Origin of the sequence: Clostridioides sp. ZZV14-6154 (genome assembly GCF_020657785.1) — a bacterium.
Lineage (GTDB): Bacteria > Bacillota > Clostridia > Peptostreptococcales > Peptostreptococcaceae > Clostridioides.
On the sequence record NZ_JAGWCY010000024.1, the window covers coordinates 1 to 8,529 of the forward strand.

The 8,529-nt window shown below is 26.3% G+C and carries 7 protein-coding genes; 4 read left to right on the forward strand and 3 right to left on the reverse strand.

The genetic code is table 11. From position 1 onward, the window contains the following. Positions 1-86: 86 nt before the first annotated feature. Positions 87-1,091 (reverse strand): M56 family metallopeptidase, encoded by a 1,005-nt coding sequence (locus KGF45_RS19330; RefSeq protein ID WP_074178788.1) that lies wholly within the window; start codon positions 1,089-1,091, stop codon positions 87-89. 14 nt (positions 1,092-1,105) lie between these two features. Then, entirely contained in the window at positions 1,106-1,474 is a 369-nt protein-coding gene (locus KGF45_RS19335; protein WP_074178789.1) for a BlaI/MecI/CopY family transcriptional regulator, read from the reverse strand. Between the two features lie 838 nt (positions 1,475-2,312). On the opposite strand from KGF45_RS19335, the gene KGF45_RS19340 reads away from it, so the two are divergent. From KGF45_RS19340 to KGF45_RS19355, 4 genes are all read left to right on the forward strand, one after another. After that, the gene (locus KGF45_RS19340; RefSeq protein ID WP_227830456.1) at positions 2,313-3,371 is read left to right on the forward strand and encodes a hypothetical protein; all 1,059 of its coding nucleotides are present in this window, start codon (positions 2,313-2,315) and stop codon (positions 3,369-3,371) included. 58 nt (positions 3,372-3,429) lie between these two features. After that, positions 3,430-4,002: a hypothetical protein gene (locus KGF45_RS19345; RefSeq protein ID WP_227841345.1), complete on the forward strand. Its 573-nt coding sequence runs from the start codon at positions 3,430-3,432 to the stop codon at positions 4,000-4,002. A 434-nt stretch (positions 4,003-4,436) separates the two neighbouring features. Next, a complete protein-coding gene (locus KGF45_RS19350) occupies positions 4,437-5,636 on the forward strand; it encodes an amidase domain-containing protein (RefSeq protein WP_227830453.1) in 1,200 nt (399 codons plus the stop codon). Positions 5,637-5,715: 79 nt separating this feature from the next. Further along, a complete protein-coding gene (locus KGF45_RS19355; protein ID WP_227830454.1) occupies positions 5,716-6,366 on the forward strand; it encodes a hypothetical protein in 651 nt (216 codons plus the stop codon). A 1,485-nt stretch (positions 6,367-7,851) separates the two neighbouring features. Here KGF45_RS19355 and KGF45_RS19360 read toward each other — a convergent pair. Then, the gene (locus tag KGF45_RS19360; RefSeq protein ID WP_074176851.1) at positions 7,852-8,439 is read right to left on the reverse strand and encodes a peptidoglycan-binding domain-containing protein; all 588 of its coding nucleotides are present in this window, start codon (positions 8,437-8,439) and stop codon (positions 7,852-7,854) included. Between the last annotated feature and the right edge of the window lie 90 nt (positions 8,440-8,529).

Below are 8,529 nucleotides of genomic sequence, written 5' to 3' on the forward strand. Positions count from 1 at the left end.
ATAGCATTATCAATATTTTTTTAACTTTTTTTAACATAAAAACCCTCCTTTGAATATTATTTAATTATCCTAGAATGTAGGATATTTTAAATGTCAACATGAATTTTATAAACTGAATCTTTCAGTGGAAATTTTTTGTATATTGAATGGTCTAATGATTTATAAGAAACAGAGTCAATAGTCAAATATGTAAGAGAAGATAATAAACACAATATTAATGCTATTATTATGCCTTTTCTACTTTTGGTAACAAACATATTATGTAATCTTTTTTCAAATCCTTTGACTCTATGTAAACCAGTAGAAAATTCATTGTGTATATTTGTATTTCTTTCAATTGAGTTTACAACAGTCATAGCATAACTTTGTCTATCCTCAAGACTACAATCTTTTAAAACTGTTTCATCACAATGCATCTCACAAATATTTTCTACAACTCTATCTAATAGATATACAAGTGGATTAAACCAATAAACACATTTTAAAAATAGGATTAAGTATCTAATATACAAATCTTTGCTTTTATAGTGAGTCAATTCATGTCTTAAAATCCAATTTAATTCTTCTAAAGAATAATCATGTGGAGGTAAAAGAATATATTTTTCAAATAATCCAAAACAAGAGGGATTATCAACTTCATAGGTATATTTCAGTTTTATATGTTCTTTTATTTTAAATTCATTTAATAAATTGCTATAAAGTTTATTTACTTCTATTTCTTCAATATCATATGATAAGTCAACTATTAAGCCTTTGAATTTCAAATATCTTTTGATTGTTCTGATAAAAAGTAATAATGCAATGGTAACCCAAACAAATACAATAATATTTTTAATATTTTCATTGATTGGGAATGTATCTATATTTGAATTAACAAGTAAACTTTTAGTATTTAACTTACTAGTGGAAGACATTGTATATGTGTATGTAAATGGAAAAACCAATTTAGCTATAACAATCATCCAAATATAATAATTAAGTTTTTTACTAAAATTTTTAAGTAAAGTTGTATTCAAAACTATTAAAATACAAATAATTAAACTGCTTATAAGTGTTGAACGAAATAAATTTTGTAAAATTAAATTAACCATATAATCTACCTATTTTATTTTTTATTTTGCATATCTTTAATAAAGCTTTTAAATGTTTTTATTTCTTCTTTGCTAAATTCTTTTTTACTCATTGATTGAAGTAAACTTGTAACAGATTCATTATGTATGTTTTTTAAAAAATCAAAAGTTTCATATTGTAAATAGCTTTCTTTATCAACTAAAACAGTATATGTCGTATATGTTGAATGCTTTTTAGCAGATAAAAAATTTCTTTTTACTAATCTTGATAAAAGTGTAAGTGTTGTGGTCTGCTTCCACTCATGACTCATTATAGAAACTATGTCTTGTGATGTCAATACCTTGTCAGATTGCCAAAATAGCTTCATTATCTTCAATTCAGAAGGTGGTATTTTTTTAAACATAATTAATTCCCCCAGTGCCTTTTTAAAGTTTTTTAATTTTACTTTCATTCTATAAAAATAGAGTGCAAGAGTCAAATTAGTATAATTGTTTTATTCTACAATTATAGAACAAAGTGACCAAAAAGTTCTCTACATAGGTAGAATACAAGGTTTAAATATTTTTAGTTTATTAAAAAATATATGTATTTGTGATTGAGTAAAAACAAGCATAAAAATAAAAAAAAGTAATATTTACTGACCTACAACTGACAAAATGCCTAAAATAAGATTTGAATAAATAGGCTAATATATTGAAAATACTATGTCTTACAAAAAAATGGCATAAAATGTAATCTTTTATGTCCTTTTCTACTGACATGCAAAAAAGTCTTGTAAGTATTGCAATGACTTAGATATAGGGTATTTGAATGTGGAATTGTCGTTTTGTAAAAGAAGTTACCTAAAATAGTAAAAAATATTATTAGTTGATATAAATTATCATGAAAAATACATCCATTTCCATAAGAAAAAAATTTTTGTCTGCATGTAAAAATAGCTATCTCAATGCGTACAAACGTTCTATATTTATAGAGTTATTTGAATGTAAATTATATTTAATATAATATGTTTATCAGCTAAATAGGGGGGTGTATATGGTATATGTAAGTAGAGTAAAAGTTTTCTTTTAGTGTAGTACTTTCATTTCCATCACACAAAAAGTCCTAAAATCGTAAGGTCAAACTACCCCTTAATTAATGGTATTATAAAGTTTATTTTTTTGTTTTGCAATCATGTTTTTAGTCTGTAAATATAGTATTAATAAACTGATTCAAGGATGATTTCGTAAGGGGTGTGGGGGATGATAGATAGAGTTAACTTATATAAAAATGTAAAGCTAGATACAAGTAAGTTTAGTTTAAAGCTAAAAAAGAACTACAATGAATATATAGATTTCAAGACAGGAGAAGTAATTGAATATATTTCATCTTATATACTTGCTTGGAATGGAGTAAGATTTCTATATGCCGTAAATTCAGAGAGAATATATGTAACTGGTAGGCTTGTAATGCTACTCAAACAAGGTAATCATGTACACAATGTAGATGACTTATATAACTATAGGGAAGAGATAAGGCAAAAGGTAAATTATAAGCTTAAAGAGTTATTTAACATAGAGTTAGACATATTAGAGTTTACAGTTGCAAGCATGGAGGTAACATTTAATATTTATAATGTAAATGCAGATTTATATTTAAGACTATTTAATCAAATTATAAAAGACAAAGCTGATAGTAGATATATTAACTACGTAGATAAAAATAACATAGACACAAATACGAGCGTTTATATAAAGTCTAAAAATAATTATAAGAGCAACATAAATAAAACATACACTATTAATTTCTACAACAAATTAGAGCAACTTAAAACATTAAAAAGTAAAGTAGATATGTATAAGAGTAGTATAAATATAAATGAGATTGATTTGGAGCTTGCGACTAATACTTTAAGATTAGAGGTTAAGTGTGCAAATTATGAACTCAAAAAGTATGGTAAGACATTTAAAACATACTATGATGATATATACATATGCAGAGATATAGTTCTAACTAAGTATAAGAGATTCATCTGTAGCACTAGACTAGACTTTTACAATTACTTTGAAGCTAAAAAAATAGTACAAGAAACAAATAAGTTGAAGAAGAATAGTAAAAAGAAGCTATTGCAATATTTAGAACTAAGATATGCTAAAAAGAAAAAGTATAGCAAGGAAGAATTAAAGAAATATTTTAAGATGTTAGAAGCTTTAAACATAGCACCTGCACTTATTCCGACTATTTACAAAACAAACAAACTAGAGAGTCCAATTAGATTGCTAGATAATAAATTGTTTGATTTAAAGGATGTTCATAGATAGAATAAGAATATAATTGTAATACATATGTATTACAATTATATTTAAGAGGTGAAATATTATGAACTGGAATGATTTAAAAAAATGCGATATTAATGACATTGTAGGATATATAAATGAAAAATTGATTAAATACAAAAGTCTTAAAAAAGTTTCAGATAAATTAGAGATTAATGAAAGCACAATAAGAAAATATCTAAATAGCAAGGGTTACAGAAGAAAAGAAAATCAATTCGTACTTTTAGAATACACATGTAATCCCCGAAGTAATACAGCTAAAAATAAAGAAAATAATTCAATTAGCAATCATGATGATATAAGTAATATAGATGTAATATCAACTCCAAAATTAAAAGAAAATATGCTTTATATATCACAAGAAACAGAAACTTTAAAAGAAATGATAGAATGGTTTAAAATTAATAAAACTGGTAAATCAAATTCAGATGTTATTGAATTAAGAGAAGGAATAAATATAGATTTACCTGAAGCACCAATTAAAAGAACTACTATTAGAATTAATGAAAAGATATGGGACGAGTTTGATATTTTGGTTGAAGAAAATAAACCATATGATAAGCATGACCTAATGGGACAAGCCTTAAAAGAATTTATTGATAGATATAAAAAATAAAAATATTCTCAGAATAAAGGTAATTATTCTGAGAATATTTTTATTTTATTGACAAAATAATTCTACTATTGTACAATCACATTAATGATACTACATAAATAGAATGTTAATTTAACAATATTTACATAAAAAGTTTATACATTTCAAATCACTTACTTAATTTAATTACTCATATCACATAAGTCCAAATAATAAATTAAATTTGTTTAAAAAGTAATGCTTCAGTTAAAATGAGTTTGAATTTTTTAGTTCTTTTACTAAAATCAATGTTTTGTTTCATTTTCAACGATTTATGCTACAAAATATTATACATTAAGAAAACTAAGTATGGGTACTAATTTCGGTTTTACCGATTTAGCTATACAATAAACTCATTTAAATATATTTGAGTTTAAAATTGAATTACATAACTTAAAAAAGAGGGGGATTTAATTATGTTTAAAAAATTTAAAAAAGCACTTTTATGTTGTATATGTGCTTCAGTTGTCATTGGTGGCACTAATATCGTAAGTTATGCAACAGATGATATTACTGAAAAGGAAAAAGAATCTATAAAAAGTACAGTAGAGACCTTTGTAAAAGAGGATTATAATTTTAATGGTGGAAAAAATAATTTTTCAACATTAGGCTCGGATGACTTTAAAGAGTATTTAAAAGCTAGAAATGATTTTAAACAAGCTAATAATGACTATCAAGATTATAAACCAATTGATTCAAAGTATACTTTTGATTTTGAAAAAATAGAAAAAGATAGTGATAATGTTAAAGTCGATGTTTATGTGTCAGAAACTTTTTCTTATGACTTAGAGGGCAAAAGAGAAAATGATGCTTCTGCAGGAAATGAATATGATATTTATCTTACTAAAATAGGTGATTCTTGGAAGATTATGTCTGCAACAATAGATGTAGGTGTGGATCCAATAGATTGTTTCTTTGATGTAAATCAAGAATTTGGATATGTACAAAAAAATAAGATTGATGCTAATACAAGAAAAGATAATCTAAAAAAAATGTTAGATAAGATTGAAGAATTAAAGGTTAATATATCTTCTGAACCTCCAGTATCTTTAGAAGATGTAGATCCAAACTTAAAGGAAGAGAGTACTCCGAAACTTGGAGCTATAACTAGTAGCCAACGTCAAGCTATTTATGACTATGCATATGCCTATAGAGAAAGTAGACGTAATCCTAACTATCTTTCATTTAAAGCTGATTGTGCAAATTATGCATCTCAAGCACTGAGAAAAGCTGGTGCAAGAGCTGATAAGAGTCATTCTATAAAAATAGATGGGAAAAATAGAACTTGGTCATTAGAACCAGATTCAATACATATACAACCAACTTATGGAGATGCATGGGCTCAAGCACATTATTTAAGAGCGTTTGTTGTTAGAAATGAAAATGGTTATAGAGGTCCTGGAGGACATGCAATCGAATATGGTTCTACTCTTCAACTAGGTGATTTAACTTTTATACATAATGGGACATGGTTTCATACATATATAGTAGTTGGGCCAGGTTCTAATTTTAAAATAGCAAGTCATACTGCTGATAGATGGATGGTTCCTATTAATACAGCAGCTCCTTCAAGTCAATATGATAGATCTTATGTTCATTTAACAACTTTAAATTAGAAAATAGAACGGATTAAATTATAATTTAATCCGTTTTTATTTTCTAATTTATCAAATAATTATTATAGGAGGAAATCTAATGTCTAATGTATTGAAAAAAATAGTCTTTCTTGTTTTAGTTGTTTTTCTTGTTATAGGAATTCTATTTATTATAAATAACAAAAATTCTATTTCTAAAGAAATAGAAAATCAAATAATTGAGAATGAACTCAATGAAAATGATAAAAATTCTATAAAAAAGGTAGTAGAGATATTTGTAAAAGAGGATTATAATTTCAATGGCGGAAAAAACAATTTTTCAAATGTAGGCTCTGATGGTTTCAAAGAATACTTAAAAGCTAGAAATGATTTAAAAAAGGCTAATAATGACAATCAAGCTTATAAAGTGATCAATACAGAGTATACCTTTGATTTTAAAAATATAACAAAGAATAGTAATATTGTTAATGTTAATTTATACGTATCAGAAACTTTTTCTTATAATTTAGAGGATAAAATAGAAAATAATGCTTCTGCAGGAAATGAATATGATATTTATCTTACTAAAATAGGTGATTCTTGGAAGATTATGTCTGCAACAATAAAAGTAGAAGAAGATCCAGTAGATTCTTATTTTGATGTTAATAAGGAATTAGGTTATTCAAATGGTAAAGAATTAAAAGATGTAAATGTCAAACAAAATCTAAAGAAGATGTTAGACAAAATGAATGATATAAAAACAAAATTATAAAAAAAAAAGAAATATAGAAAAATTTGCTAGTAAAATTTAATAACTAGAATTATAATTAACTTATATTAAAAAATTAAATATAAAAAAAGACTACTGCTCGTATTAGGTTGACAGACCTTATAACGAGTTAATACCAACTACCGACGAATAGTTAAGTAACAGTAATCTTTTACTATAAGTTACATACTAAATGTTTTGACAGAACATAGAGTATATAAAATATAGCTGTTATCTTCTTAGATATACATAAATTATAAGAGATGAAAGAAAAAAAATCAAGATGATAACGATAAAAGATAAAAATTACGGACTTGTTCAGATAGTAGGACAAGTCTTTTTTAATGTGGTTTTATGAGGAGGAGTATTTGACCAAGAGCAATAGGGACACCCGACAGGGAACACCCTAAAGAGCCGACAAAATACTGGGATTAAGTTTCCACACCATATAAATATGTCTGGTACCATATTGAAGGGGTGAGAGTAGTAACTAGGCACTACAAAATATAAGAGCTAGGGGAGGCAACACTTAGTGGAAATACTCAAATATACTGTCTATTGTCGGGGTGTTGGTAGACTGTGTTAAATCACAAAGTGGAGTATTTACTTGTATCAGTCCAACGTTGTGTGGTCGTAACACACCAATCCTATTGGGTTTGAATGATATGGAAAGTAACCACGGACAGTAGTTCGTGGGTAACTGCGTCCAATTACAAAGCCTTTAGGTTTGCATTAAAAGAATAAGTAGTCAATAAGATTTAAAACATGTATAACAAAATTCGATATAGGTCAAGTCCCTTCTGACTTGGCATATTGAGAATGCGTTAGTAACAACTGAAAGCCGTAGGTTGAAGGCGTAAGTAACCGTTAGGTTATAATGTTATGTAACATATGTAATTAGTATGTATCAAGTATTTAAAGTAATAACTGATTAAAACTAGATACTAAACTGGTGTAACAATCGTTTTGGTGAGTTTCGCTAAGGATTATATATTGTTAAAAGATAGGAAATTTTACATTAAAAAATATGTGTTTTTGGTGGTCTGATAGTGGTCTAAGTGTGTATTTTTGAGTGATTTTATGACCCCAAAAAAATGACCTATAAAATAGATAGTATTTTGATTTTAACCAAAGAGTTTTACTAGGCTTTTCCTAGTTCTCCATGTTCATGAAATAAATGAAATTTATGTAATATGGGGGCAAAAACTCCTTATGCTCTTTTTTTAAAAATAACTTTACAAAACAAACAAATAAGGGCTTATAAAAATAAATAAATACTGGAATATAAAAAAGAAAGTTATAAGGGCTTACAGAGGCACACAGAGCCTTAAAAACATACTTCAAACTGTAAAATTATGTAATTAAAATACTCGTTTTATCATATTTAATTTTACAGAACTTTATTAATAAAAAAGTAGGCAGCTTAAAAAAGTCACCCATTTAAGGTGACTTAATTTTTATATGTAAATTAATAATTGTGATACTATTTTACAAGTGTGCCACATATGCTAATCTTTCCCATGTTCTTGCTCCAACAATACCGTCAACACTTAAACTATTGCTTGATTGGAAACTTCTAACTTTTGTATATGTTTCACTTCCGAATTGACTGTCAACACCTAGAGAATAACCACAAGCTTTAAGTAATATTTGTACTAGATGTACGGGATTACCACTTTCTACTTTATTATACCCTACTAGAGTTGATGTTTTAACAGTATAATTTTTTGTACCAGTTACTTTAAAATATGTGCCATAAAAAAATATATCAAAACCATCTTGACTACCTTTATAATTTTTTAATCCATAACTTTGCATTTCATCAGCTGGTATAAATATTTCAGCTTTAGCTGATGGTGTTATGCCTAGCTCATCACATTTATTTTTATATTTTTCTTTAATTTGTTTTGGAGCATTATCATAAGTAAAGGTATAACCTTCAATATGAATTGTCCATAATGGCTTGTCTGTTTCTGTGTAAGTAGAATTTGTTTCAGTATCTGCGAATGCAATACTGCTTGTTAATGCAAATAAACAACATAGCATTATCAATATTTTTTTAACTTTTTTTAACATAAAAACCCTCCTTTGAATATTATTTAATTATCCTAGAATGTAGGATATTTTAAATGTCAACATGAATTTTATAAACTGAATCTTTCAGTG

Bases quoted from the DNA above. Each gene is read 5' to 3' on its own strand.
- KGF45_RS19335 (WP_074178789.1), bottom strand. From the start codon at position 1,474: ATGTTTAAAAAAATACCACCTTCTGAATTGAAGATAATGAAGCTATTT.
- KGF45_RS19360 (WP_074176851.1), bottom strand. From the start codon at position 8,439: ATGTTAAAAAAAGTTAAAAAAATATTGATAATGCTATGTTGTTTATTT.
- KGF45_RS19345 (WP_227841345.1), top strand. From the start codon at position 3,430: ATGAACTGGAATGATTTAAAAAAATGCGATATTAATGACATTGTAGGA.
- KGF45_RS19330 (WP_074178788.1), bottom strand. From the start codon at position 1,091: ATGGTTAATTTAATTTTACAAAATTTATTTCGTTCAACACTTATAAGC.
- KGF45_RS19355 (WP_227830454.1), top strand. From the start codon at position 5,716: ATGTCTAATGTATTGAAAAAAATAGTCTTTCTTGTTTTAGTTGTTTTT.
- KGF45_RS19340 (WP_227830456.1), top strand. From the start codon at position 2,313: ATGATAGATAGAGTTAACTTATATAAAAATGTAAAGCTAGATACAAGT.
- KGF45_RS19350 (WP_227830453.1), top strand. From the start codon at position 4,437: ATGTTTAAAAAATTTAAAAAAGCACTTTTATGTTGTATATGTGCTTCA.